Here is a 23,171-nt window from a genome sequence, read left to right on the forward strand (position 1 = left end):
GCGACCCCAGGAAAAGCCCATCCTGGATGCCTCGCGGCGGCGCGGCGACGGTGGAGCCATGACTGAGAACAACACACTTTCCGGCCGGGTCGCGGTCGTCACCGGCGCCACCAGCGGCATCGGTGCGGCCACCGCGCGCCGCCTCGCCGCTGCCGGCGCGTCGGTCGCCCTCCTCGGCCGGCGCGAGGACCGCCTCAAGGAGCTGGCCACCGGGATCGGCGCGGCCGCGGTGCCGGTCGCTGTCGACGTCAGCGACCAGCAGGCGGTGTACGCGGCCGCGGCCACCGTGCGCTCGGCGCTCGGACCGGTCGACCTCGTGGTGGCGAACGCGGGCGTCATGCTCGCCGCACCCTTCGAGTCGGCGCAGACCGCCGAGTGGGACCAGATGATCGGCACGAATGTCAACGGGCTGCTCTACACCGCCCGCGGCTTCGTCGACGACCTTCTCGCCGCGGCGGCGGACGGCAAGGCGGCGGACCTGGTGCTGGTGGGCTCGATCGGCGGCCACCAGGTGTTCGCCAACTACGCCGTCTACACCGCGACAAAGGCGGCCGTCGCGCACCTGACGCGTGGACTGCGGGTCGAGTTCGGCCCGCGCGGGGTGCGGGTCAAGAACGTCGAGCCGGGCCTCGTCGGCACCGAGCTCGGCGACGGCATGCTGGACGCCGGCCAGCGCGAGACGCTCGCCGGGTGGCGGGAGGCCGTGCCGCCGCTGCCGCCGGAGGACATCGCGGACGCGATCGCGTACGCCACCGCCGCCCCGCCGCGGATGAACGTGGCCGAGATGATCATCCTGCCCACGGTGCAGGGCTGATCCTCGCCCCGGCCGCCGGATGTTTGGGGTGAGCTGGCCCGGCCGCGGGCGGTGAGGCCGCGGGAACGCACCCCAAGAAAACGCTCCGCTGCGCTCCACGTTTCCCCGGGGGCCCCGCGCAACGGTCCGGACCACCACGGACATCGCGGTAGCCCGGAATCTCTTGAAATGAAACCGCTAGGGCGGGATGACGACGCCGGCGGTCGGCTCGGGACGGTGGATGCGGGAGCGGTCGTCGAAGATGATCGGGTCGTGGTCGCGGGTCTGGTTGAGCGCCCACAGGCCGATCAGGTCGGCCAGCGCGAAGACGATCGCGATCAGCACCGCCAGCACGAGCCGGCGCCGGCGCTCCCGCCGCCGCCACTCGGCGCGCGCCTTCTTGTACGCCGGCGGCGCGGCCTCGATCCCCGCGGCGAGCGCGCCGAGCGTCTCCCGCAGCCGGTCTTCGGTCCCGCTCACGGCCGTCCTCGCTTCGCTGAGGGCGACCGCGAGGCTCCAAGTCCGCTGCGCCTGATGATTCGTTCGCTTCGCTCCCTCATCGTCGCTCCTCCAGCTCCCGCGTGAGGGCGGCCATCCCGCGCGACGTGTGCGACTTCACCGCGCCGGCGGAGATGCCCATCGCCTCGGCGATCTCCGCCTCGCGCAGGCCCAACCAGTGTCGCAGGACGAGCGCCTCCCGCTGCCGGGCGGGCAGTTCTTTCAGCGCGGCCACCAGCGCCCGCTGGTCGTCGTGAAGCAGCGCCTCCGCCTCGGCCGAACTGCCGGACGGGACGGCCGCCTCGGGGTGGCGTGCTTGCGGACCACCTGCAGGTGGCGCAGCCGCATCCGGGTGAGGTTGCAGACGACCGACCGCAGGTAGGGCACGGCCGCGTCGCCGTCGCGCAGCTTCCTCCACCGCCGGTAGAGCTGGTAGAACGCCTCCGCGACGATGTCTTCGGCGTCGTCCGCGCCGAGCAGCACGGCGAGGCGGACCATTCCCGCGTACTGCGCCTGGAAGATCGCGGCCAGCGCGGCGTCGGCCTCGGCGGCCTGCTGCGCCCGGATCAGCGGTGACGTCATGTGGCCCGCACCGCCTCCCGCGGCCGGCTCAGCAGCGGCGTCAGCCCGACCGCCACGACGAGGTTGAGCGCGAAGGCGACCACTGCGGCGTACACGGGGACCTTGGCGTCACCGAACCCGACCGAGACGACCGAGGAGAAGCCGCCCCAGACCACGAGCAGCGTGCCGGCGACCATGCCGGTGGCCCAGCCGGCGAGCAGCGCCCACTTGTGCAGCCAGGTCGTGAAGAGGCCGATCGCCACCGCCGGAAACGTCTGCAGGATCCACACCCCGCCGAGCAGCTGCAGGTTGATCGCGTCCTGGTTGCGCAGGCCGAGTACGAACGCGACGGCGCCCACCTTCGCGGTCAGCGAGACCGCCTGCGCGATCCGGGTCTGGTGCTTGGGCGTCGCGGTGGGGTGGAAGTACTCGACGTAGATGTTGCGGACGAACGCGGTGGCCGCCGCGATCGACATCACCGCCGCCGGCACCAGCGCGCCCACCACGAAGGCGCCGAAGAGCACGCCGGTCAGCGCGGCCGGCATGAGCTGGTCGACAAGCAGGGGTACCGCCGACTCCGCGTTGCCCGGCGGCGCCTCGACACCGGCGGCGAGCGCGGCGATCCCGAGGACGCCGAAGAGGCCGAGCACCGCGGTCCACGCCGGCAGGGCCACGGTCACCTTGCGCAGCGTGTCGGGCCCTTTCGCCGCGAAGGCCGCGGTGAGCACGTGCGGGTACACGAGCAGGGCCATCGCCGAGCCGAGCGCGAGCGTGGCGAACGCGGGGAACAGCTCGGGCTCCAGCGCCAGCGCCGTGTGGCGGGTGGCCGCGGTCTCGAACATCCGGCCCGGCCCGCCCAGCTCGTCGAGGACCACCGCGACCACGGCCAGCGTGGCCCCGAAGATCGCCGCACCCTTGACGATCGAGATCACCGCGGGCGCCCGCAGCCCGTGCCGGTACGTGGCCAGCGCCAGCACGGCGAACACCGCGATCAGCGCGAGGTCGCCGGCGAAGCCGCGCGGGTACAGGCCGCCGGCCGTGAGCACGGCCCGGATGCCGAGGAGCTGGAGCGCGATGTACGGCATCGTGGCGAGGATGCCGGTCAGCGCGACGGCGAGCGCGAGCGGCGGCGAGTCGTACCGCCCCTTCACGTAGTCGGCCACCGTGATGTACCCGTTGTCGCGGGCGACTGTCCACAGGCGCGGGAGCAGCACGAACGCGAGCGGGTACACGATCACCGTGTACGGCAGCGCGAAGAAGCCGAGCGCGCCGGCGCCGTAGACGAGGCCGGGGACGGCGGCGAACGTGTACGCCGTGTAGATCGTGCCGCCGAGCAGCAGCCAGGTCGTGGGTGCGCCGAACCGCCGGCCGGCCAGCGCCCAGCCCTCCAGCGTGGGCAGCGAGTCGTCCCGGCGGAACCAGCGCGCGCCCACCGCGATCAGCGACGTCCCGCCGACGACGGCGAGAAACGCGGCCACGGTGGCGAGCACGAGATCTCCCTGAAACATCGGGTAAACCGAATGCGCTGGTTGCGCAACTCTGCCATGTGACGTCGAACACTGCACGGGTGATCGCGGGCGGCTGCCTGGCTGCCCCATTTGTCGCGTTGCTGTGGGTGCCTTTCTATGCCAGCGGCCCTTCGCTGGCCGGTGTGCCGTTTTTCTACTGGTACCAGATGCTATGGGTGCCCTTGAGTGTTCTACTCATGTTCATCGCCTACCTGCTGCTGCGTCGTTAGCTCCTGGAGGCCCCCTGTGACGACCACAACCCCGACGAGCCCGCCCAGCGCTCCCGCCCCCGCGGGACGCCGACCCAACCCGAGATCGATCGCGATCTGGACGGCGGTGGCCATCGCCGGCGCCATCGCCTGGGGCGTGCTCGCGCTCTCCCGCGGCGAGGAGATCAACGCCATCTGGCTCGTGGTGGCGGCCATCGCCTCGTACGCGATCGCGTACCGCTTCTACGCCCGCTTCATCGTCCGCAAAGTACTCAAGGTGGACGACAGCCGCGCCACACCCGCCGAGCGGCTGGACAACGGCATCGACTACCAGCCGACCGACCGGCGCATCCTGGTCGGTCACCACTTCGCCGCCATCGCCGGCGCCGGCCCGCTCGTCGGCCCGGTGCTCGCCGCGCAGATGGGCTACCTGCCCGGCACCATGTGGATCATCTTCGGCGTCATCTTCGCCGGCGCGGTGCAGGACATGGTGATCCTGTTCTTCTCGATGCGGCGCAACGGCAAGAGCCTCGGCCAGATGGCGCGTGACGAGATCGGTACGGTCGGCGGCATCGCCGCGCTCGTCGCGGTCTTCTCCATCATGATCATTCTGCTGGCCGTGCTCGCGCTCGTCGTGGTCAACGCACTCGCCAAGTCGCCGTGGGGCACCTTCTCCATCGCGATGACCATCCCGATCGCCCTCTTCATGGGCTTCTACCTGCGCGTGCTCCGTCCGGGCCGGGTCATCGAGACCACCGCGCTCGGCGTCGGCCTGCTGCTGCTCGCGATCATCGCGGGCGGCTGGGTGCAGGAGTCGGGCCTGGCCGACACGTTCACGCTCAGCCCCGAGGCGCTGACCATCTGCCTGATCATCTACGGCTTCTTCGCCTCGGTACTGCCGGTGTGGATGCTCCTCGCCCCGCGCGACTACCTGTCCACGTTCATGAAGGTCGGCGTCATCGGCCTGCTCGCTGTCGGCGTGCTGATCGCCGCACCGGTGCTGCGGACCGAGGCGGTCACCGACTTCGCCCGCGAGGGCAACGGCCCGGTCTTCTCCGGCGCGCTCTTCCCGTTCGTGTTCATCACGATCGCGTGCGGCGCACTCTCCGGCTTCCACGCGCTCATCTCGTCGGGCACCACGCCGAAGATGATCCAGAAAGAGTCGCAGGTGCGCCTCGTCGGCTACGGCGCGATGCTGATGGAGTCGTTCGTCGCGGTCATGGCACTGATCGCCGCCTGCATCCTCGAGCCGGGCCTCTACTACGCGATGAACGCGCCGGCAGGCCTCCTCGGCTCCACCGCGGAGAGCGCGTCGGCCGCCGTGGCCAACCTCGGCTTCACGATCTCACCGCAGGACCTCACCGCCGCGGCGGCGGAGGTCGAAGAACAGACGCTGGTCGCCCGTACCGGTGGTGCGCCGACCCTCGCCGTGGGCATGTCGGAGATCTTCTCCAGCGTCATCGGCGGCTCGGGCCTGAAGGCGTTCTGGTACCACTTCGCCATCATGTTCGAGGCCCTGTTCATCCTGACCACTGTGGACGCCGGCACGCGCGTCGGCCGGTTCATGCTCCAGGACACGCTCGGCAACATCTGGAAGCCGATCGGCCGGGTCAGCTGGAAGCCGGGCCTGTGGGCCACCAGCGCCGTCGTCGTGGGGGCGTGGGGCTACTTCCTCTACACCGGCGTGACCAACCCACTCGGCGGCATCAACCAGCTCTTCCCGCTCTTCGGCATCGCCAACCAGCTGCTCGCGGCCGTCGCCCTGGCGGTGGCGACCACGATCCTGGTCAAGAGCGGGCGGCTGAAATGGGCCTGGGTGACCGGCATACCGCTGGTCTGGGACGCCACGGTGACGCTGACCGCGAGCTGGCAGAAGGTGTTTTCGGACAACCCGGCGATCGGCTTCTTCGCGCAGCGCGACCGCTTCGCCGACGCGCTGGACCGCGGCGAGGTCCTCGCGCCCGCGAAGAGCCTCGACGACATGCGGGCGGTGGTCACCAACTCCACTGTGGATGGTGTGCTCGCCGCGTTCTTCGCGATCCTCGTCATCATCGTGATCGCCAACGCGGCCTGGGTCTGCTACAAGGCGATCCGGTCCCGCGAGCCGCTGCCCACGACCGAGGCGCCGTACGAAAAGTCGAAGATCGTCGCCCCCGCCGGCCTCTTCCCGACGGCGGCGGAGAAACGCGAGCTGGCGGCCGTGGGCGCGGCGTCCGGCTCCCCGCCGGAGGACCGACCATGAGACGGGCCCTGTCGGCGGTCCGCTGGTACTTCCGGGAGCTGACCGGCGAGGCGCAGTACGACCACTACGTCGAGCGCCACAGCCGCCTCCACCCGGACCAGCCCGTGATGACCCGCCGCGAGTTCGAACACTGCCGCACCGACCGCCGCGACGAAAACCCGACGGCGAGCTGCTGCTAGCGGCCCAACCGCCCCGGACCCGGCTTCCCGCCAGGTCCGGGGCGAGACGTGGGCCGGCGTGCGGTAGCCGCGGCTCGTCAGGTGGACTGGATGGCGAGCGCGGTCCAGGCGCCCAGATACACGACGTCGCCGTCCTTGAGGGCGACCGGCACGTGGGGGTCGAGCGGGTTGGAGTTCGGGTCGTTGAGGTACGTGCCGTTCGCCGACTCCATGTCCACGACCGCCCAGCCGCCCTCCTGCGGCACCAGCAGCGCGTGCACGTGCGAGACGCCGGGGTCCTCGGGCGGGCCGACCAGGTCGATGTCCGGGTTGACGCCGCGCGAGCGGCTGCGGCGGCCGATCACCATCTGCTGGCCGGTCAGGGCGAAGCGGCGCTCGGCCACGAAGCGGGGCATGGCGAGCGTGCCGGCGTCCTCGCCGCCCATAGCCTTGACCACCTCGAAGTAACCGGCGTCCGCGCGCACCACGACCGCCCACGAGGTGGCCGCCGGGGTGGACGGTGCCGAGGGCGGTACCGAAGGGGGTGACGCCACAGGCGGGGCCGTTGGCGTGGACGGCGCGGCGGTGACCGGCGGCGCGAGCAGGAAGTCGTAGCCGTCCTCCTCGCAGAAGCGTCCAGCCTTGGGGGTACCGCACACCGGGCAGACCTCGCCGGACGGCGTCGGTGCGGGTGCCGAAGGCGCCGAAGGCGCCGGCGCGGCCGAGGGTGCCGCCCCCATCCGGGCGCCGCACACCTCGCAGTAGTCGAGCGTCGCCGAGTCGTGGCCCTTGGGGCAGGTCGCCATCAGCCCTCCTCCGGCTGCTTCTTCTTCACGCGCACCGTCTTGGTGCTGCGCACGTTTGTCAGCTCGGCGTCGACGTTGGCGACCTGTTTCTTCAGCCGCACCGTGCCGGTCGGCGCGTCCACCACTTCGACGAGGCGAGCGAGGAGCTTGGCCGTACCCTCGTGGCCGGACTCGTGGGCGAGCTGCACCGCGCGGCCCAGCTTGGCCGTCGCCGACTCCACGTCGCCCTCGTCGCGATCCTTGATGCCGTCCTGGATGACCTGCGCGAGCTCTGCCTGGCCGGTGTAGTGGGCGACCTGCGGGTTGATCTTCGTGGAGAGCGCGGTGTCGTCGGTCCAGCGGGCCAGCACCAGCTTCTCGGTCAGCACCGACCCGCCGCTGACCAGGCTGAACCGGGCCGCCAGCACCTCCTCGCCGACCACGTCCGGCTCGACCTCGACGGAGATGTGGTAGTCGCGGCTCTCCGCACCCCACGCGCCGGTCGGGTAGTCACCGATGCGGGCGCTGACCTCCACGCGGCGGGCGGTGAGGTCTTCGACCTGCGGGTATACCTGCTTGACGAAGCGGATCTTCGACCCGGCCGGGGTCCACACCCGCAGCGAGACGTCCGCCACCGACTTGCCCATCGCCGCCTCGGTCATCGCGCGGAACGCGGCGGGCAGCTCCGACGGGTCTTCGAGGCCGTCCGCGGTGCCCAGCAGCGTCGAGGCCACCTTGCGCAGCTCGGTCGCCACCCAGTCGGTGCCCACGCCGCGGCTGTCGCAGATGAACTTGCCCTCGCACGCGTCGAGCACCCGCTGGAAGTCGGTCGGCGTCTCGTGCTGGTTTTGCCCGTCGGTCAGCAGGATGGCGTGCTTCACCTCGGCGTTCTGGCCGGCGAAGAGGTAGTTGGCAAGGTCGAGCCAGCGGCCGATCGCGGTGCCACCGTCGGCGCGCAGGCGGGAGACGGCGGCCTTGGCCTCGGCGCGGCTCTGCGGGTTGGCCGGGACCATGCGGGTGTCACCCGGGTAGATCATGTGGGCGCCCGCGGTGCCGGCGACCACGGCGAACGCCACGCCGTCGCGGAGCGTGTCGATCGCGACGGCGGTCGCCTTCTTGGCCTCGGCGATCTTGGTACCGGGCATCGCCATCGAGCCCGACGTGTCGACGAGGATGACCTGGGCGGCAGTCAACGCCGCCGAGGCGTCGCGCAGGTCGCCACCCTGCGCGGTCACCGTGACGATCGCGTCGACGACGCGGCCGCCCTCGGGCAGGTACTCGTTCTGGTCGACCTCGGCCGTGAACTGCGCGGTCATGCGGTGGAGCCTCCTTGCGCGGGGAACGACAGTATGGCGACGGCGATGTTGTCGTGGCCGCCGCCTTCGAGGGCCACGGTGGTGAGGTGGCGAGCCACCTCGATGGGGGTGCCGGCGGCAGCGGCGGCCGTGAGCTCGGCGGGATCGGACAGGTAGTGGTGCAGGCCGTCGGAGCAGAGCAGCAGGTGCCCCGCCCCGCTCGGCTGGAGCGTGACGACCTGGGGCTCGGCATCGCTGGAGTCGGCGCCCAGCCAGCGGATCAGCGCCCGCGACGTCGGGTCGGCGTCCACAGTGGGCGGTGCGGGGCGGCCGGCCGCGAGCTGGCCGGCGATGGAGTCGTCGACGGTGAGGCAGGCGGCTTCGGGGCCGAGCCAGTACGCCCGGCTGTCGCCGATCCAGCCCACGGTCACCGCGTCGGGCGTGACGACCCCCGAGACGTAGGTGCAGCTCGGCGGGGTGTCGCCCTCGTCCGGTCCGGCAGCCGCGCGAGCGGCCTTCGCCGCGGCCCGCGCGCCCAGCGCCGTCGCCTCTGCGGCGTCCACGCCGGTGGCGAGCGCGTCGAGCAGTGCGGCCACCCCCGCCTCGGCCGCGCCGTGCGAGGCCGCGTCGGCCCGGTTTGATGTGGACACCCCGTCGCACACCACCGAGACAAGGCCGCCGTCGTAGCGGGCGACCACCACGGCGTCCTCGTTGCGCGGGCGGCGCCGGCCCCGGTCGGTCACCGCCGCGACCGTGCTCAGGTCCAGCTCCGCGTGGTCGCGCCCGGCCGAACGGCGCCGGCCGCAGTTGTCGCAGTAGGCCTCGGTGCCCGACTCACCACAGCCTGTGCAGGCCGAGCCCGCGCGCGAGGAGAGCGAGACCGTGGGCACCCGCAGCGTTTCTCCCGTCACCAGGTTGCGCCCGCACACCTCGCAGAACCGGTGGTCCTGCGAGGTCGGCTCGCCGTGCTCGGGGCAGGCCCTCATACGAGCGTCCGCGGGCGCACCGCGTTGGCCCGGTCGACGAGTGCGACCTTCGTGTCCGGGTCGCGGGCGATCTGGGCCATCGTGCGGTACGCCCGCTCCAGCCCGAACCGAAGCCCCCGCTCGGACAGCTCGTGTCCCAGCACCCGCGCGCCGGCCGGCAGGCGGTGCGGCGGCAGGTTGGTCGTGGTCAGCCAGGCGAGTGCCGCTTCCAGCATCTCCACGGTCAGCCGGGCCTGGCGTTCCACGTCGAGGCCGAGCCGCTCCAGCCGCCCGGAGGCGCGCAGGAGGTCGTCGGCGTTCGCGATCGGGCCGCCCTTGTGCAGGCTGGCGCGTACCGCGGCGACCTGGGCGGTCACGTGGTGGCTGGAGCTGTCCGGCACCTGGTCGAGCACGGCCAGCGCGCCGCTGCGGTTGCCGGCACCGAGCTGGATGCGGGCCAGCCCGAACGCGGCGCTGATGAAGCCTCGGTCGACCCGCCACACCCGGTCGTACAGCCGCAGCGCGGTGTCCTTGTCGCCGGTGCACTCCACCGCGGCGGCGAGCGCGAGGCGGGCGGCGGGCTCGCCGGGCAGCTCGCTGTACACGGCGTCGAACGCGACCCGCGCGTCGCCAGGCCTGCCGGCGGCCATCGCGGCGATCCCCCGGTACCAGTCGACCCGCCAGTCGAACGGGTCGGTGGCGGCCAGCTCGTCCAGCCCGGCCCCGGCGCCGGCGAGGTCACCCGCCTCGATCCGGGCGCGGGCCAGGCGGAGCGAGACCTCGGTGCTGTGCACCGGCGGCGACTCCAGCTGCCGCACCAGCTCGGCGGGGTCGGTGCTGCTGAGCGTGGCGAGGAAGCCGGCGCCCGGGTCGAGCACGTCCACCTGGGGCAGCGGCAGCCCGCCGGCCACCCCGAGGGCAGCAGGTCGGCTGGCACCGAATCGGGGTCACCTCGCCTGCCGCCGTGCCGAACGCCCGCCGCTCCGGCGTGAACTGCCGGGACACCACCGACCGCGGCAGCCCGTCGTTGGCCGACAGCACCTCGCGGAGCACGCCGAGCAGCTGCTCGGTCATGTCGGTAGCGGTCTGGAAGCGCCGGGCCGGATCGCGGTGCGTGGAGCGCAGCAGCAGCCGGTGGTACGACTCCTCCTGCACCAGCAGCGGCACCTCGGCGCGGTCCGGCAGCTTGCCCGCGTACGTGGTGGAGAAGCCGCGGAACTCGAAGCTGAGCACCGCCAGCGACCGCCCGACGGTGTAGATGTCGGCGGCCACGGAGGGCCCCACGTCGGCCACCTCGGGCGCCTGGTAGCCGGGCGTGCCGTAGACCGCGCTCACGTCGTCGTCAGCCCGGCGCACGGCACCGAGGTCGATGAGCTTGAGCTGCTCCTCGGCGTGGATCACGTTGTCCGGCTTGAAGTCGCAGTACAGCAGGTCGCGGCCGTGCAGGTAGCCGATGGCGGGCAGCACCTCGGCGGCGTACGCCAGCACCTCGGCGAGCGGCAGCACCCGCTGGCCCTCGGAGCGGCGGGCCATCAGGATGTCGCGCAGCGACTGGCCGCCCACGTACTCCATCACGATGTAGCCCACCGGCACGCCGGTCTTCGGGTCCGGGTGCTGCACGAAGTCGTGAATCTTCACGATGCTCGGGTGGTCGATCTCGACCAGGTACCGCCGCTCGGTCACCGCCGCCGCCATCGCGTCCTCGTCGGCGGTGTTGATCAGTCCTTTGAGGACAACCCAGCGGTCGCTGACCGAGTCGCTGACGTTGCGGTCGCGGGCCAGGTAGATCCACCCGAGGCCGCCGTAGGCGAGCGCGCCGAGCACCTCGTACCGGTCGTTGATCAGGTCGCCCTGGTGCAGGCGGGGCACGAACGAGAAAGGCGTGCCGCAGTTGGGACAGAAGCCCTCGCTGCGGCCCGGCTTGCCGTCCTTTCCGCGGCCGACCGGCTCCTCGCATTTGCTGCAGAAGCGGCGGGCTTCGGAGACCTTGGGGTCGCGCATGACCGCGGTAGCGGGGTCGCGCAGCGGCACGCGGGGCAGCTCGATGAGTCCGGCGCCCAGCCCGCCCCGCGAGGCGCCGCGGCTGCGGCCGGAGCTGCGCGTCGAGCCCCGACCGGCGATCGTGGGCACCGAACCGGGGGTGGTGGCGACGCTGGCCGGTGGCGCGGCGGCACCCGACTTCGCCGCGGACCCCGGCGTGGACTGCGCCGGGACCGCACTGGCCGGCGCCCGCCGCCCGCACTCGTCGCAGTACCCCTCCGCGCCGTACGAGCCGGAGCAGCCGGGCCGGACACACCTCATGGGTTGCCCCTCTCCGTGAGCTGGTTGAGGTATCGCTGATAGGCGACCACCGCGCGGGTGGCCGCGGGCAGGTCGCACGGGCTGGTGTAGAGCAGGTCCTGCGCGGCGCGGTGCTTGGCGGCGAGCTCCTCGTGCTCGACAAGCCCCATCCGGCCGGCGCGCGAGCGGTAGGCGTCGAGCCGCCCGCGCAGCTCGGTGCGGCGCTGCAGCAGCCCGTCGGCCGCCTCGTAAACGTGGGCCGCCCGCTCCTTGGCCTGCGCCACTGAACGTTCCACTATGGACAGCTCGGTCGAAAGGCGCAGCCAGCGCCCCTCGCGGTGCAGCTGCCCGAGCTGGGCGAGGTGCGCGCGCAACCCACCCACCGCGTCAGGCAGCGGGGGCAGGCCCGGATTGGCAATCTTGGCCATCGCAAGATCATGGGCCGTGCGCGCCGCCGCCTCCGCCGCGACCACCTCATCCACCGTGGCGGTCAGGCTTCGAAGCTTTTCCGGGTACGCGCGGCGCAGCTCCGCCAAGCCGGCGATCCGTGTGGCGAGCGCCTCGATCTCGGACACCAGCGCGGCCGGCGGCCCGCTGGCACTGATCGGGTCACGGAGCGCCTCGGCCTGCGCGTCGGCGAGCTTACGCGCGAGCCCGTCCACATCGGACCCCTTGAGCGCGTCACCGCCGAGGTTCGTCGCGTCGGCGCTCGCCTTCTCCAGAGCGGTGGTGGGCTGTGCGTAGAGCGTGGCGACCCGGGTGCTGGCCGCCTCGACCTCGCTGAGCGCGTGCACCACCTCGGCCGCGACAGTTTCGAGGTCTTCGGCGAGCCCCGGCACGGTCTGCCAGGACGTCGGCGCACCGGCGGCGAGGCTGTCGAGCACCATCCCGGAGGCGCTGAGACCCACGATCGGGTGCCGCAGTACGGACGTGAGTATGCGCAGCTCGCCGTCGCCGGGGCGGGACCGCTCGGCGCGCACCGACTTGGCCCGGTCGAGCTGTGCGCTCAGCGCGGCGAACTGCGACCAGAGCACCTCGAGCGCCGCCAGCACCTCCCTGGCCACCTCGGCGGTACGCCCCCGCAGGCCGCCGCCGCGCAGCAGCACGAGCGCCGGGTGCGCGTCCATCTCGAACATCGCGGCGGAGATCCGGTCGTACGCCGCGACGAGCCCGACGATGGCCCGATCGACCTCGTCGCGGCTCATCGGCGGCGGCGTCGGCACGGTCAGTCCCGGTAGACCGGCGCGGGTGGCTGCGGGGTGGGGCCGAGCGAGGAGAGCCACGTCTTGTAAAGCCTTGTCCAGGTGCCGTCGGTGCGCAGGCGCTCCAGGACGCCGTTGACAAACCGCGTCAGGTCGACGGACTCCTTCTTCATCGCCATCCCGTACGGCTCTTCGGTGAACCGCCCCGGCAGGATCTTCGTGCCCTTGTCCTGCTCCATGAAGCCGGCCAGGATCGCGTCGTCGGTGGAGACCGCGTGCACCTGGAGCTGCTGGAGCAGCACCAGGCAGTCGAGAGCGTCGTTGGCCGACACCGGCAGCGCGTCGGGCGCCTTCTCGGCGATGTTGCGGATCGAGGTGCTGCCGGTGGCCGCGCAGACCTTCTTGCCGGCGAGGTCCTTGATCCCCTTGATCGGCGAGTCACGCGCGACCATGATGGCCTGCCCAGCCGCGAAGTACTCGGTCGAGAAGTTGATCCGCTCCCACCGGTCGCAGTTCATCGTCATGCTGCGGATGACGATGTCGACCCGGCCCTCGTTGATCGCCTTCTCGCGGTCGGCCGTCGTGATCGCCCGGAAGAGCACCTTGTCCGGGCTGCCGAAGATGGCCTTGGCAAGCTCGCGGGCCAGGTCGATCTCAAAGCCCACGAGGTTGCCCGTCTTGGGATCGCGGTAGCCGAAGCGGAAGTTGTTCTGGTCGACGCCGACGACCAACCGGCCGTTGCGCTGGATGCGGGCCATCGTCGAGCCGGAGGGCATCCGGCCGGGCGCGGGCAGGGCGCCGGTCGGGCGGTAGCTGGCCCGGCGGTCACACGAGCCGGCCGGCGCCGCGCTCGTGGTCGGCAGCACCGCCGGGTCCACGACGCCCACCGGGCGCGCCGGCTCGGCCGGGTCGGGGCCGGCGGGCGGTGTGCCGGAGCCGCCACACCCCGCCAGTGCGAGCGCCGCCACCAGGGCCGCTGCCGCCGCGGCTCGCGCCCTCACCGGTACTCCGCCAGTCGACGCTGGATGCCGGCCGCCGCGCCGATCACGAGCAGCGCCGCGAGCAGGCCGATCCCGATGTCGGCGCCGCCCAGCGAGCCGGCCGCGCCGCGCACCTCCTGACGGAACACGTCGCTGTTGTGCTCGATCGCGCCGGCGAGCCGCTCGTCGAGCTGGTTGGCGATGGTGGCGGTGCTGGCCTTCTCGGTGGCCACCGAGGCTTCGACCGCCTGGGCGTACTGCCCGTCGTTGTCGAGCTTCCGCACGTTTTGGTGCTCCTGGTCCCAGCGGCGCGCCTCGTTCAGCGCGGCCGCGAGGGCGTCCCGGGTGGTCGCGTCGGCGTCGCCAGCGACCAGCAGCCCGCCGTCGCGATTGTCGCCGGCCAGCCGGTCCATCATCTTGTCGTAGTCGTCTTCGAAGACCTGGCCGTTGCCCCGCGCGACAAGCGTCAGCGACTCGTCGGCGCGGGCCTGCAGCGCGGCGATGCGGGCGTCGGCGAGCCGGGCCACCTCTTCCGAGCCCCGGTCGTGGCTGGCCTCCAGCCGCCCGGCGGTCACCAGCGCGGAGACGCCGAGCCACAGCACCACGGCCACGGCGGCGACGGTGGCGAGCACCAACCCGACGTTGAAGACCCGGTTGGTGCGCCTGGTCAGGTAGCGCTGCACGACCACGAGCGCGGCGATCGTCAGCACGCCGAGCGCCACGGCGAACCACGGGAACGCGCCCGCGTCGTCGCGCGCCTCGTCGAGCTCGGCGGAGACCGCGTCGTAGAGCTCCTGCGCGGCCGGCAGAAGCCGCTCGCGCATGACGCCGGACGCCTCGCGCAGGTACGCGCCGCCAACCGGCACGCCCTGGCGGTTGTAGACCCGGGCGGTCTCCACGAGCCCCGTGTAAACCGGCAGCTGCGCGGCGATCCGGGCGACCGCGTTGGCGCCACGGGCGTCGCCCGCGCCACCTCCGGAGACGATCGACAGCGCGGCGGCCGCGTCGGCGATGTCGGCCTGGTAGCGCTCGCGCAGCGCCACGGGCTCCACGCCGCCGGTCAGAAACGCGCTCGCGGCGGTCGCGTCGGCGTCGGAGAGCGCGCGGTAGAGCCGCTGCGCCGCGACGGTCAGCTCGCCGCTGCGCGCGACCGCGCCGTCGACGAGGTCGGCCCGCTGCCGCACGCCCACGGCACCGGCCACGCCGGTCGCCAGGCCGAGCACGACGAGTGCCGCCGTGGCGAGCACGAGCCGGCCGGGGGTGCCCCGGAATCGTCCCGCCGCCCGCTTGCGCAACCGGGCCGCGGGTGCGGCGGCGGGAGCCCGGGTCGCCGGTTCGCGTACGAGAGTCGTCACCGTCACCACCTCGGGGATCAAGGTAGCCAACCGCATCAAGCGCGGCGAGATCCTCAGGCGCCGCTCGCGGTCGAGCGTACCGGTACGACCAGCGGGCCGTGATCGCCGTCGATGACCCGTACGCGCGCGCCGTAGTGGGCCGCCAGCAGCTCCTCGGTCAGCACGTCGCGCGGCGCGCCGCTCGCGGCCACCCGGCCGGAGGCGAGCAGGACCATGCGGTCGGCGTACTCGCCGGCGATCGAGAGGTCGTGCATGGTGGCGAGCACGGTCAGGCCGCGGTCCCGGCGCAGCTCGTCGACGAGGTCGAGCACCTCCTGCTGGTGGCCGATGTCGAGCGCGGTGGTGGGCTCGTCGAGCAACAGCAGCGGGGCGCCCTGGGCGAGCGCGCGGGCCAGGAAGACGCGCTGCCGCTCGCCGCCGGAGAGCGTGGCGAGCTGGCGGCCGGCGAAGCGCCGCAGGTCGAGCCGGTCCAGCACCTCGCCCGCGGCGGCCAGGTCGGCGGCGGACTCCCGGCCCAGCGGCGGGACGTAGGGGGTGCGGCCGAGCAGCACGTAGTCGAAGACGGCCATGCCGGCCGGCACGACCGGTGCCTGCGCGACGGTCGCCACGAGCCGGGCCCGCTGTCGCCGGGGCAGGCGGTCGGCGGGCGTACCAAACAAAGAGATGGACCCCATGAATGGCAGCAGGCCGCCGACGGCGCGCAACATGGTGGATTTTCCGGCGCCGTTTGGTCCGATGACCGCGACCCACTCGCCGGCGGCGACCGTGAGGTCGACGCCGTCCAGGATCGTGGCGCCACCCAGGGTGACCCGCACGTCGAGCGCCTCGACCGCGCTCACAGCGCCTCCGGGTTCGCTCGCTCGTGCGGCGCTGAAGGCGACGTCTTCCTCCGCCACCCCGAAACCCCGACTACGTCGGCGGGGCGGCTCCGTCCAGACGCCGCCGCGCCAACTCGCTCCCTCACAGCGTGACCCGCTTGGTGGTGCGCAGGACGAGCACGAAGAACGGTGCGCCGAAGAACGCGGTGACCACGCCGATCGGGATCTCCGCCGGGCTGGCGACGGTGCGCGCGACAAGGTCGGTGAACGCGAGGAACGCGGCGCCGAAAAGCACCGACAGCGGCAGGATCACGCGGTAGCTGGAGCCGGCGAGCAGGCGCACGGTGTGCGGCACGATGATGCCGACGAACCCGATCAGGCCGGACACCGACACGGCCGCGGCGGTGCCGAGGCTGGCGGCGGCGAGCAGGATGTACCGCGAGCGCTGCGGATGCAGGCCCAGGCTGCTCGCCTCGTCGTCGCCGACCGACAGCACGTCGAGCTCGCGGCGGAAGAGCAGCAGGACGGCGCCGGTCACCACGGCGTACGGGAGGATGACCAGCACGTCGTGCCACCCCGCCGTGGCCAGCCGCCCCAGCAGCCACGAGTAGACCTCGCGGATGGCGTCGACGTTGCGCTGCATGAGGTACGTCTGGCCGGCGGCGAGGAAGGCGGAGACCGCCACACCGGCGAGGATCAGCGTGGCCGGTGAGCGGTCACGGCCGCCCGAGACGCCGAGCAGGTACGTGAGCGCGACCGCGCCCACCGCGCCGATGAACGCGGCCACCGGCGTGGTGAGCGGCAGGCCCGAGGTGACGTCGCCGCCCGCCGAGCCGGTGCCGATCCGCAGCGCGATGACCGCGGTCACCGCGAGGCCGGCACCGGCCGCGACGCCGAGCAGGTGCGGGTCGGCCAGCGGGTTGCGAAAGACGCCCTGGTAGCAGCCGCCGGCGAGGGCGAGCATCGCGCCCACGAGCAGCGCGAGCACCACGCGCGGCAGCCGGATCTGCGTGACGATCGCGATCTCGCGCTCGTCCAGCCCGCTGTGAATGTCCACGCCCGGTATGAGGTTGAGCACCTCGGCCGCCACGCTGCCCGGCGGCAGGTTGACCGGGCCGAACGCCAGGCCGGCCAGGGCCGCGACGACGACGGAGACGACGCCCGCGGTGACCCAGCCGGCCCTTGCTTTGGCACTCGTCACGCGGGGACCTTGGCTACCGCTTCCGTGATCGCTCTCACGAGGTCGACGACCCGCGGCCCCAGCGGGAGGCGATGTCGTCGTCGAGCTGGATCACGTTGCCGCTCTTGACCGCGGTGATGTTCGCCCACCCGGTGCGCGCCTTCACCGTCTCCAGCGACTGCTGGCAGCACTTGGTGTCGGCGAGGAAGATCAGATCGGGGTCCGACTTGACCAGCGACTCGGCCGACAGCTGCGGGTAGCCGCCCTTCTTGCCGTCCGCGTCCGCGGGGTCGGCCACGTTTTCCAGGCCCGCGAGGGCGAAGAGCGCGCCGATGAACGTCTTGCTGGTGACCGAGTAGAGGGTGGGGTCGAGCTCGTAGTAGTACGTGAGCTTGGTCTGCCGCTGCGGCACGTCCTTGACCAGCTTGGCGATGTCGTCCTTCATCCGCTGCACGGTGCCGGCCGCCTCGCCGGCGTGCCCGGTCAGCGCGCCGAGCTCGTTGAGCTGCTTGTACGAGTCGTCGAGCGTGACGGCGCTGGCCGCCATGTACACCGGGATCTTCAGCGTGGTGAGCTGGTCGACCACCTTGTTGGTGTCGTTGGAGAGCACGACGAGGTCAGGCGCCTTGGCCGCGATGGCCTCCGCGTTGGGCTGGAATCCGGACAGGTCCGACTTGGGAGCGTCGGGCGGGAAGTTCGAGTTGTCGTCCACCGCGGTCACCTGCGCCCCCGCCCCGATCGCGAAGAGCATCTCGGTGGCGCTGGGCGAGAGCGACACGATCTTTTCGGGCCGCTTGTCGAGCGTGAGGTTGCCCACGGTGACGGGATAGGTGGCCGCCGCCGGGCCGCTCGTCGCGGCGCCGCTCGGCTCGTCGTTGTCGCTCGCGCAGCCGCTGATCGCGAGCGCGACCGCGGCGGCAACGGCGGTGAGCTGCCTCTTGAACGGCCGTCTGACGGTGCGCGCACCACCGCGTGTCATCACTGAGCCCGATGGTTCGCTCGCTAACTCATTCACTGGTCCTCCTGTCGGTCGAGGATCTGGTGCTTCGCCGACAGGAGAGGGGGTTGCCGCTCCGTCCGCGAGGCGCCCTTCCTCGAGAGCGCTGGTTCGCGACCGTCCGCAGGCGACCTGGCTAGTCCGCCCGGTTTGCACCGGTACGGCATCACAGTTGCGGGACAGCTCCGGTTTGGGACACCGGATTCGCTGCGGCCGATCGCCTGCACGGTACCTCAGCGTGGACCCGGAGTTACCCGCCGAGGGCGCAGCGCAGGCGATCGGGGGCGGGTTGCCGCCCGCCCCCGACCTGTGGGTACTACGCGGATGTGATCGTGACGTTGTCGACCGCGGCCTCGACGAGGCTGGCCGTGGAGGCGTCCGTGGCCTCGACAAGGATGCTGATCGACTGGCCGGCGTACGGCGTCAGGTTTGCCGTGGCAGTCGCCCACGCGCCGTTGCGGTTGCTAGCCGCGCCCGCCTGGGTGAGGACCGCCGTCGTGCCGCCCGCGTGCACCACGCTGACCCGGAAGAAGTCGGCGGACGAGGAGTTCGAGCCGTGCGCCAGGTACCACGCGAACGACAACGACAGCGTGCCGCTCGCCGGGAGCGTCACCGCCGGCGAGCGGGCGCTGGTCAGGCCGCCGTCGACGTCATGGTCGCCGGCACTGGCACCGGCCAGCGGGCCGGTCACCAGGTCGTTGCTGCCGGCGAAGGGTACGAGCTGCTTCGCGCCGCTGGAGGTGGTGGCCTGTGCGGCGCCCCGCGCCCACTGGCCCAGCGTCGCCGCGTCGGTGCCGGACGGGTTGACCGTCCACCCGGTGTTGGTCTCGAAGGTGTCCGACCACACGGTCGTACCACCGCCGGTGCCGCAGTACTGGGCCTGCTTGCCGGTCGCCCGGTACGGGCAGTCGGCGTACTCGCTCAGGATCAGCACCGCCTCGCGGTTGCGCGACGTCTGTGCGGGGATGACCTCGTCAGGCGGGTAGAAGCCGCCGCCGCCGGACGAGCCGGGGTACATCTCGAACGTGTACGCCCAGATGCCGTGCTGCCCCCACATCCAGTCGATGCTGTCGCCGTCGGTGATGTAGAGGTCAGAGGACTGCTCCGGCGTGTACCCGTTGGTGGCCGCCATCTGCTGCCCGATCGTGCGGAAGACCGCTTCCTGGTCGGCGTTGAGGCCGGGCGCCGTGTTCGCCGTCGTGTAGCCGAAGGGCCAGAGCACGAGCTGCGAGTACGTGTGGAAGTCGATGTTGGCCTTGATCTGCTGCACGCCGCCGACCACGCGGCTGTTGACGAAGTCGCGCAGCCGCTGGGTCTCCGGTGCGGAGAAGGCGGACGGGCCGCGGTACGTCTCGGAGCCGGTCGAGCTGGACGAGCCGCCGCAGCAGCCCCAGTTGTACGCCCAGTTGCGGTTGAGGTCGGTGCCCACATTGGACGATCCCGAGTTGGGCTGGCGGTTCTTGCGCCAGGAGCGGTACGCGCCGGTGGCGACGTCGTACTCGCTGCCGTCCGGGTTGACCGTCGGCACGATCCAGATCTCGCGGCTGTTGACGACGTTGGTGACGCGCGAGTCTGAGCCGTAGCTGTCCGTGAAGAGGTTCAGCAGGTAGATCGCCATCTCCACGGTCAGGTGCTCGCGGGCGTGCTGCTGCGAGTTGAAGAGGATCTCCGGCTCCGACTCGTCGGTGGCCACGTTGTCGGAGATCTTGACGGCCATGATGTCGCGGCCCTCGTACGAGTTGCCGAGCGAGATCCGGCGAGCGATGGACGGGTGGTCGGCCACGACCTGGTTGACCACCGCGTTGAGCTCGGCGTAGTTGTGGTACGCCGAGTCGGCGGGCGGGAAGTCGAACGTGGTCACGCCGCCGGGCGCCTCGGCCGGCACCAGCACGACCTGGAAGCCGAGCTTGCGGATCGCCAGCACCTCGGACTTGATCGCCGAGACGTAGATCTTCCCGTGCTCGATGTAGTCGATCGCCGCGCCGGTACGGGCGATGGCGTCACGGTCCGCGAACGTGCGCGGGCCGATCACCGTGTACTGCGCCGCGACCTCGGCCGCTGCCGTGGGACCGGGATCTGGCTTGGCGGCGCCGGGGCTCGTGGTGATCAGCATCAGCCCGGCGGCGACGGCCGCGCTGAAGATGATCGCCCGGCGGGGCTTCAGACGGGTGGACATCAACGACCTCCTGGGGTGGGGAGATCCCATGTGTACTGAAGAGAACTGCACCACATCCGGGGCCGCGGACCGTCATGCCAATGTGGTCGTCCTGTCGACAAAGATTTTCTTCGGGACAGGATCTGGCGAAACTTCCCTTCAAACGGGATAGTGACGGGCATGGTCAGAACCACCGCCGTAGCCGTCACGGCCCTCGCGCTGCTTGGCCCCGCGGCACCGGCCGTCGCCGCCCCCTCGGCCTCGGCCACCACCGGAGGAGCCATCAGCCACGACGAGCAGATCACCTTCCAGCGCTGGTCCACCTACCAGGACTGGCGCCGCGGCACGCACGAGGGCACCGTGGCCCTGCCGGGCGTGCGCACGGGCATCACGATCGGCCGGCCAGCCGGCACCGTCGACTACACGGACCCGCACACGGGGACGACGAAGACCTGGTCGTACGCGACCTGGACATCGCCGGTGCGCGGGGTCGGCTTCGACGCCAGCGAGCTGGTCGCCTCCTGGAACGCGGACACGCCGGCCGGCACCTGGGTCCAGATCGAGATGCAAGGGACGTACAACACCGGCGACCACACCCCGTGGTACGTGATGGGTCGCTGGGCCTCGGGCGACCAGGACATCCGCCGTACGAGTGTCAACCGGCAGGGTGACCCGTGGTCCACGATCTGGACCGACACCTTCTCGATCGACGACGTGGCCGGCGGCGTGCTGCTGCGCGACTACCAGCTGCGCGTCACCCTCTACCGCGAGCCCGGCCAGTGGCGCTCGCCGCGGGTGTGGATGGTGGGCGCGATGAGCTCGCTCGTGCCCGACCGCTTCACGGTGCCGCTCAGCAAGGGACGCATCGCGTGGGGTCGCGAGCTGTCCGTGCCGCGCTACTCGCAGAACATCCACGAGGGCCACTACCCCGAGTACGACGGCGGCGGTGAGGCGTGGTGCTCGCCCACGTCCACCGAGATGGTCGTGGAGTACTGGGGACGGCGTCCGTCCGATGAGGACACCGCCTGGGTCGACCCGACGTACCCCGACCCGACGGTCAACCACGCGGCCCGGATGGTCTACGACTACACGTACGACGGCGCCGGCAACTGGCCGTTCAACACGGCGTACGCGGCGTCGTTCCCCGGCCTCGACGCCTTCGTCACCCGGCTGCACTCGCTGGACGACGTGGAGCGGCTCATCCGTGCCGGGATACCGGTGATCACGAGCCAGTCATTCCTCGCCAGCGAGCTGGACGGGGCCAACTACGGCACCTCGGGCCACCTCTTCGTAGTGGTGGGATTCACAGCCGAGGGAGACGTGGTCGTCAACGACCCGGCCTCGTCGTCGAACGACGCGGTGCGCAACGTCTACCCCCGCGAGCAGTTCGAGACCGTGTGGCTGCGTACCAAGCGCATCAACGCATCCGGCGGTGTCTCCGGCGGGTCGGGCGGCATCGCGTACCTGATCAAGCCCTGGTGGAAACCCTGGCCGCAGGCGGCGGGCCTGCCGGTGTAGGGGCGGCGTGGGCCCGCCGCCGGTTGGCGGTGGGCCCCCGTCCGGGTGTATTCGGTTGACCATGACCGACGTCTTTCCCCCAGACACCCACGCCGACCTTCTGGAACGTCCCCTCTTCGCCCACCTGGCCACCGTCCGGCCCGACGGCTCACCGCAGAGCAGCGTCATGTGGTTCGAGTGGGACGGCAAGCGGATCCGGATGACGCACACGAAGACGCGCCAGAAGTTTCAGAACCTCGCCCGCGAGCCGCGGGTCGCGCTCTCCGTCACCGACCCGCAGGACGGGTACCGCTTCCTCGAGGTACGCGGCGTTGTCGAATCGATCGAGGACGACGACGCCGAGGCGTCCTTCTACAAGTCGCTCCAGCACCGGTACGGGATGGACTACCCGATCCCGGACGCGCCGGTGCGCGTGGTCATGACAATCCGGCCGACGTCGTTCGTCGCCGTGACCGGCGGCGGCGTGGTCGCCCGGGTGCCTTAGCCGTCCCGCTTCGTCTCGTCATCTCCAGCCAGGGCGGCGCGCAGGCGGTCTTTCTCCGTCTTGCGCCGCTCTGCCGACGAGGCCATCTGGTTGGCCACCTGCTCGCGCAGCCCGCGGAGCAGGATGAACGAGAAACCGGCCGACGCCACCAGCGCGATCGCCAGCTTGATGAAGATGTCGAGGTCGATTGGGAGCATCGCGGCGAAGACCGCGGCGAACAGTCCGACGCGAGCCAGGGTGTACTTGATTACCGGGCTCATGCCTAATTCCTTACCCCGTCCGGTGGGCCAGCCACCGGATGCCGTAGAACCAGATCAGCGAGTACGCCAACGCGAACCCCGCCGCCGCGACCGCGCCGGACCAGAGCGGTCCCGCCTCGTTGAGCAGGCCGGCGATCAGCAGCCCGAAGGTGACCGAGACGGCCGCGCCCACCAGCGCGACGACCACTCGGGCGGCGCCGAACGACCAGGCCCGGAACTCCTCGACGAACGCCCACGCCGGCAGGATCACGGCCAGCCAGCCGGAGGCGCCGCCGAAGTCGCCGAAGCCGAGCAGCGAGAAGCCGACATCGAGGACGAGCAGCGCGAGCACGCCGATGACCAAGCCGGCCAGGACGAGGCCCAGCAAGTCGGTCACGGCGAGGATCCGCCCGTCGTCGTCGCGCCGGGGAAAGGTGCTCTGCGCCTCAGTCATGACCCATTGAGGGTACTGCCGGCGGGGTGAGCCGCTGCTCTCAGGCCCACACCTGCTGAGGGGTGGCTCGGCGCTCGGCCAGCGGCACCGGCGGGTCGTACTCGCGGACCACGTTGTCGTCCGCGTCCCGCTCCACCGGGCGGAAGCCGGCGTCCCAGATCAGGTGGACGATCTCGTCGCGGTCGGCGTCCGGCGGGGCGACGAGGTCGTCGACCCCGAAGTTGAGGGCGAGCTGGGCGAGCGCCGGCGTGTGGTCGGCCGTCGAGCAGCTCACGTGGCGAGGACCGATGATCCCCAGGCGGGTGACCGCGAACCGGCGGAGCACCTCGGCGGGAGCCGCCGCTTCTGTCACCCTGTCAGAAACCTGACTGGCGCCGATCAGGAAGGTAACGCGGTCCCCGTGGTGGGCGGCCCGGCGGTCGTTGGCGAGCCGACCGAGCCACGCGAGCTCATCGCAGGCGGCCAATTCCTCGCTGTCCCGGCCCGTGAGCCGGT

General features: G+C 71.8%; 22 protein-coding genes, 2 pseudogenes and 1 riboswitch. Of the genes and pseudogenes, 6 read left to right on the plus strand and 18 right to left on the minus strand.

Annotated elements, in window-relative coordinates; translation table 11 throughout:
• The first annotated feature begins 58 nt into the window (after positions 1–58).
• Positions 59–814: an SDR family oxidoreductase gene (locus tag Phou_RS16605; protein WP_173056854.1), complete on the plus strand. Its 756-nt coding sequence runs from the start codon at positions 59–61 to the stop codon at positions 812–814.
• Positions 815–991: 177 nt separating this feature from the next.
• Here Phou_RS16605 and Phou_RS16610 read toward each other — a convergent pair whose 3' ends face one another.
• The 3 genes from Phou_RS16610 to Phou_RS16620 all read right to left on the minus strand — a co-directional run bounded on the left by Phou_RS16610 (position 992) and on the right by Phou_RS16620 (position 3,360).
• Positions 992–1,273, minus strand: a complete 282-nt coding sequence (locus Phou_RS16610; protein WP_173056855.1) for a hypothetical protein — start codon at positions 1,271–1,273, stop codon at positions 992–994.
• A gap of 76 nt (positions 1,274–1,349) precedes the next feature.
• The gene (locus tag Phou_RS16615; RefSeq protein WP_218579036.1) at positions 1,350–1,709 is read right to left on the minus strand and encodes a sigma-70 family RNA polymerase sigma factor; all 360 of its coding nucleotides are present in this window, start codon (positions 1,707–1,709) and stop codon (positions 1,350–1,352) included.
• Positions 1,710–1,869: 160 nt separating this feature from the next.
• A complete protein-coding gene (locus Phou_RS16620; protein WP_173056856.1) occupies positions 1,870–3,360 on the minus strand; it encodes a sodium:solute symporter family protein in 1,491 nt (496 codons plus the stop codon).
• Positions 3,361–3,419: 59 nt separating this feature from the next.
• Between Phou_RS16620 and Phou_RS16625 the strand changes: the two genes are divergently transcribed.
• Genes Phou_RS16625 through Phou_RS16635 form a run of 3 tightly spaced genes read left to right on the plus strand, consistent with a single transcriptional unit; the run spans position 3,420 to position 5,990 of the window.
• On the plus strand, positions 3,420–3,590 hold the full coding sequence (locus Phou_RS16625) for a DUF3311 domain-containing protein (RefSeq protein WP_218579037.1): 171 nt from the start codon (positions 3,420–3,422) through the stop codon (positions 3,588–3,590).
• A gap of 16 nt (positions 3,591–3,606) precedes the next feature.
• Positions 3,607–5,811: a carbon starvation CstA family protein gene (locus tag Phou_RS16630; protein ID WP_173056857.1), complete on the plus strand. Its 2,205-nt coding sequence runs from the start codon at positions 3,607–3,609 to the stop codon at positions 5,809–5,811.
• Positions 5,808–5,990, plus strand: a complete 183-nt coding sequence (locus tag Phou_RS16635; protein ID WP_173056858.1) for a YbdD/YjiX family protein — start codon at positions 5,808–5,810, stop codon at positions 5,988–5,990. Before Phou_RS16630 ends, Phou_RS16635 begins: the two co-directional genes overlap by 4 nt.
• Positions 5,991–6,067: 77 nt before the next feature.
• Here Phou_RS16635 and Phou_RS16640 read toward each other — a convergent pair whose 3' ends face one another.
• From Phou_RS16640 to Phou_RS16690, 12 genes and pseudogenes are all read right to left on the minus strand, one after another.
• The gene (locus tag Phou_RS16640; protein WP_173056859.1) at positions 6,068–6,775 is read right to left on the minus strand and encodes an FHA domain-containing protein; all 708 of its coding nucleotides are present in this window, start codon (positions 6,773–6,775) and stop codon (positions 6,068–6,070) included.
• Positions 6,775–8,070, minus strand: a complete 1,296-nt coding sequence (locus Phou_RS16645; protein WP_173056860.1) for a VWA domain-containing protein — start codon at positions 8,068–8,070, stop codon at positions 6,775–6,777. The genes Phou_RS16640 and Phou_RS16645 overlap by 1 nt, the downstream gene beginning before the upstream one ends.
• Positions 8,067–9,035 (minus strand): protein phosphatase 2C domain-containing protein, encoded by a 969-nt coding sequence (locus tag Phou_RS16650; RefSeq protein WP_173056861.1) that lies wholly within the window; start codon positions 9,033–9,035, stop codon positions 8,067–8,069. The genes Phou_RS16645 and Phou_RS16650 overlap by 4 nt, the downstream gene beginning before the upstream one ends.
• Positions 9,032–9,898, minus strand: a complete 867-nt coding sequence (locus tag Phou_RS52695) for a tetratricopeptide repeat protein (protein ID WP_246273590.1) — start codon at positions 9,896–9,898, stop codon at positions 9,032–9,034. The genes Phou_RS16650 and Phou_RS52695 overlap by 4 nt, the downstream gene beginning before the upstream one ends.
• 331 nt (positions 9,899–10,229) lie before the next feature.
• A pseudogene (locus tag Phou_RS52700) lies at positions 10,230–11,315 on the minus strand (serine/threonine protein kinase); the annotation flags it as partial.
• Positions 11,312–12,499, minus strand: a complete 1,188-nt coding sequence (locus tag Phou_RS16660; RefSeq protein ID WP_173056862.1) for a hypothetical protein — start codon at positions 12,497–12,499, stop codon at positions 11,312–11,314. The pseudogene Phou_RS52700 and the gene Phou_RS16660, both read right to left, overlap by 4 nt.
• A 20-nt stretch (positions 12,500–12,519) precedes the next feature.
• Positions 12,520–13,497, minus strand: coding sequence for a glutamate ABC transporter substrate-binding protein (locus Phou_RS16665; protein ID WP_173056863.1), 978 nt, complete (start codon positions 13,495–13,497; stop codon positions 12,520–12,522).
• On the minus strand, positions 13,494–14,831 hold the full coding sequence (locus Phou_RS16670; protein ID WP_173056864.1) for a GlnX family signal transduction membrane protein: 1,338 nt from the start codon (positions 14,829–14,831) through the stop codon (positions 13,494–13,496). Before Phou_RS16670 ends, Phou_RS16665 begins: the two co-directional genes overlap by 4 nt.
• Before the next feature lie 53 nt (positions 14,832–14,884).
• The gene (locus tag Phou_RS16675; RefSeq protein WP_173056865.1) at positions 14,885–15,670 is read right to left on the minus strand and encodes an ABC transporter ATP-binding protein; all 786 of its coding nucleotides are present in this window, start codon (positions 15,668–15,670) and stop codon (positions 14,885–14,887) included.
• Positions 15,671–15,791: 121 nt separating this feature from the next.
• Positions 15,792–16,850 (minus strand): FecCD family ABC transporter permease, encoded by a 1,059-nt coding sequence (locus Phou_RS16680; RefSeq protein WP_173056866.1) that lies wholly within the window; start codon positions 16,848–16,850, stop codon positions 15,792–15,794.
• Positions 16,847–17,808: pseudogene (locus tag Phou_RS16685) on the minus strand (ABC transporter substrate-binding protein). Before Phou_RS16685 ends, Phou_RS16680 begins: the two are co-directional and overlap by 4 nt.
• Before the next feature lie 127 nt (positions 17,809–17,935).
• Positions 17,936–18,077: riboswitch (cobalamin riboswitch) on the minus strand.
• Positions 18,078–18,142: 65 nt separating this feature from the next.
• Positions 18,143–19,939, minus strand: a complete 1,797-nt coding sequence (locus Phou_RS16690) for a M14 family metallopeptidase (RefSeq protein ID WP_246273796.1) — start codon at positions 19,937–19,939, stop codon at positions 18,143–18,145.
• A gap of 222 nt (positions 19,940–20,161) precedes the next feature.
• Here Phou_RS16690 and Phou_RS16695 point away from each other — a divergent pair, with 222 nt between their 5' ends.
• Both Phou_RS16695 and Phou_RS16700 read left to right on the plus strand, forming a co-directional pair.
• Positions 20,162–21,499, plus strand: coding sequence for a C39 family peptidase (locus tag Phou_RS16695; RefSeq protein WP_173056868.1), 1,338 nt, complete (start codon positions 20,162–20,164; stop codon positions 21,497–21,499).
• Between the two features lie 61 nt (positions 21,500–21,560).
• A complete protein-coding gene (locus Phou_RS16700) occupies positions 21,561–21,983 on the plus strand; it encodes a PPOX class F420-dependent oxidoreductase (protein WP_173056869.1) in 423 nt (140 codons plus the stop codon).
• On the opposite strand, the gene Phou_RS16705 is transcribed toward Phou_RS16700, so the two are convergent.
• The 3 genes from Phou_RS16705 to Phou_RS16715 are packed head-to-tail and all read right to left on the minus strand — an operon-like array spanning position 21,980 to position 23,028.
• On the minus strand, positions 21,980–22,243 hold the full coding sequence (locus Phou_RS16705; protein ID WP_173056870.1) for a DUF4229 domain-containing protein: 264 nt from the start codon (positions 22,241–22,243) through the stop codon (positions 21,980–21,982). The two genes, Phou_RS16700 and Phou_RS16705, sit on opposite strands and share 4 nt — an antisense overlap.
• Positions 22,244–22,253: 10 nt before the next feature.
• Positions 22,254–22,676 (minus strand): hypothetical protein, encoded by a 423-nt coding sequence (locus tag Phou_RS16710; RefSeq protein WP_173056871.1) that lies wholly within the window; start codon positions 22,674–22,676, stop codon positions 22,254–22,256.
• 40 nt (positions 22,677–22,716) lie between these two features.
• Complete coding sequence (locus tag Phou_RS16715) at positions 22,717–23,028, minus strand: hypothetical protein (protein ID WP_173056872.1); 312 nt, start codon at positions 23,026–23,028, stop codon at positions 22,717–22,719.
• Positions 23,029–23,171: the final 143 nt, after the last annotated feature.

Source organism: Phytohabitans houttuyneae (assembly GCF_011764425.1).
In the GTDB taxonomy this organism is placed as follows: Bacteria; Actinomycetota; Actinomycetes; order Mycobacteriales; family Micromonosporaceae; genus Phytohabitans; species Phytohabitans houttuyneae.

What these genes read in the sequence shown, in the direction of transcription:
- Phou_RS16605 (WP_173056854.1), top strand. Translation starts at nt 59, where the DNA reads ATGACTGAGAACAACACACTTTCCGGCCGGGTCGCGGTCGTCACCGGC.
- Phou_RS16620 (WP_173056856.1), bottom strand. Translation starts at nt 3,360, where the DNA reads ATGTTTCAGGGAGATCTCGTGCTCGCCACCGTGGCCGCGTTTCTCGCC.
- Phou_RS16635 (WP_173056858.1), top strand. Translation starts at nt 5,808, where the DNA reads ATGAGACGGGCCCTGTCGGCGGTCCGCTGGTACTTCCGGGAGCTGACC.
- Phou_RS16640 (WP_173056859.1), bottom strand. Translation starts at nt 6,775, where the DNA reads ATGGCGACCTGCCCCAAGGGCCACGACTCGGCGACGCTCGACTACTGC.
- Phou_RS16645 (WP_173056860.1), bottom strand. Translation starts at nt 8,070, where the DNA reads ATGACCGCGCAGTTCACGGCCGAGGTCGACCAGAACGAGTACCTGCCC.
- Phou_RS16650 (WP_173056861.1), bottom strand. Translation starts at nt 9,035, where the DNA reads ATGAGGGCCTGCCCCGAGCACGGCGAGCCGACCTCGCAGGACCACCGG.
- Phou_RS16660 (WP_173056862.1), bottom strand. Translation starts at nt 12,499, where the DNA reads ATGAGCCGCGACGAGGTCGATCGGGCCATCGTCGGGCTCGTCGCGGCG.
- Phou_RS16690 (WP_246273796.1), bottom strand. Translation starts at nt 19,939, where the DNA reads ATGCTGATCACCACGAGCCCCGGCGCCGCCAAGCCAGATCCCGGTCCC.
- Phou_RS16695 (WP_173056868.1), top strand. Translation starts at nt 20,162, where the DNA reads ATGGTCAGAACCACCGCCGTAGCCGTCACGGCCCTCGCGCTGCTTGGC.
- Phou_RS16700 (WP_173056869.1), top strand. Translation starts at nt 21,561, where the DNA reads ATGACCGACGTCTTTCCCCCAGACACCCACGCCGACCTTCTGGAACGT.
- Phou_RS16705 (WP_173056870.1), bottom strand. Translation starts at nt 22,243, where the DNA reads ATGAGCCCGGTAATCAAGTACACCCTGGCTCGCGTCGGACTGTTCGCC.
- Phou_RS16710 (WP_173056871.1), bottom strand. Translation starts at nt 22,676, where the DNA reads ATGACTGAGGCGCAGAGCACCTTTCCCCGGCGCGACGACGACGGGCGG.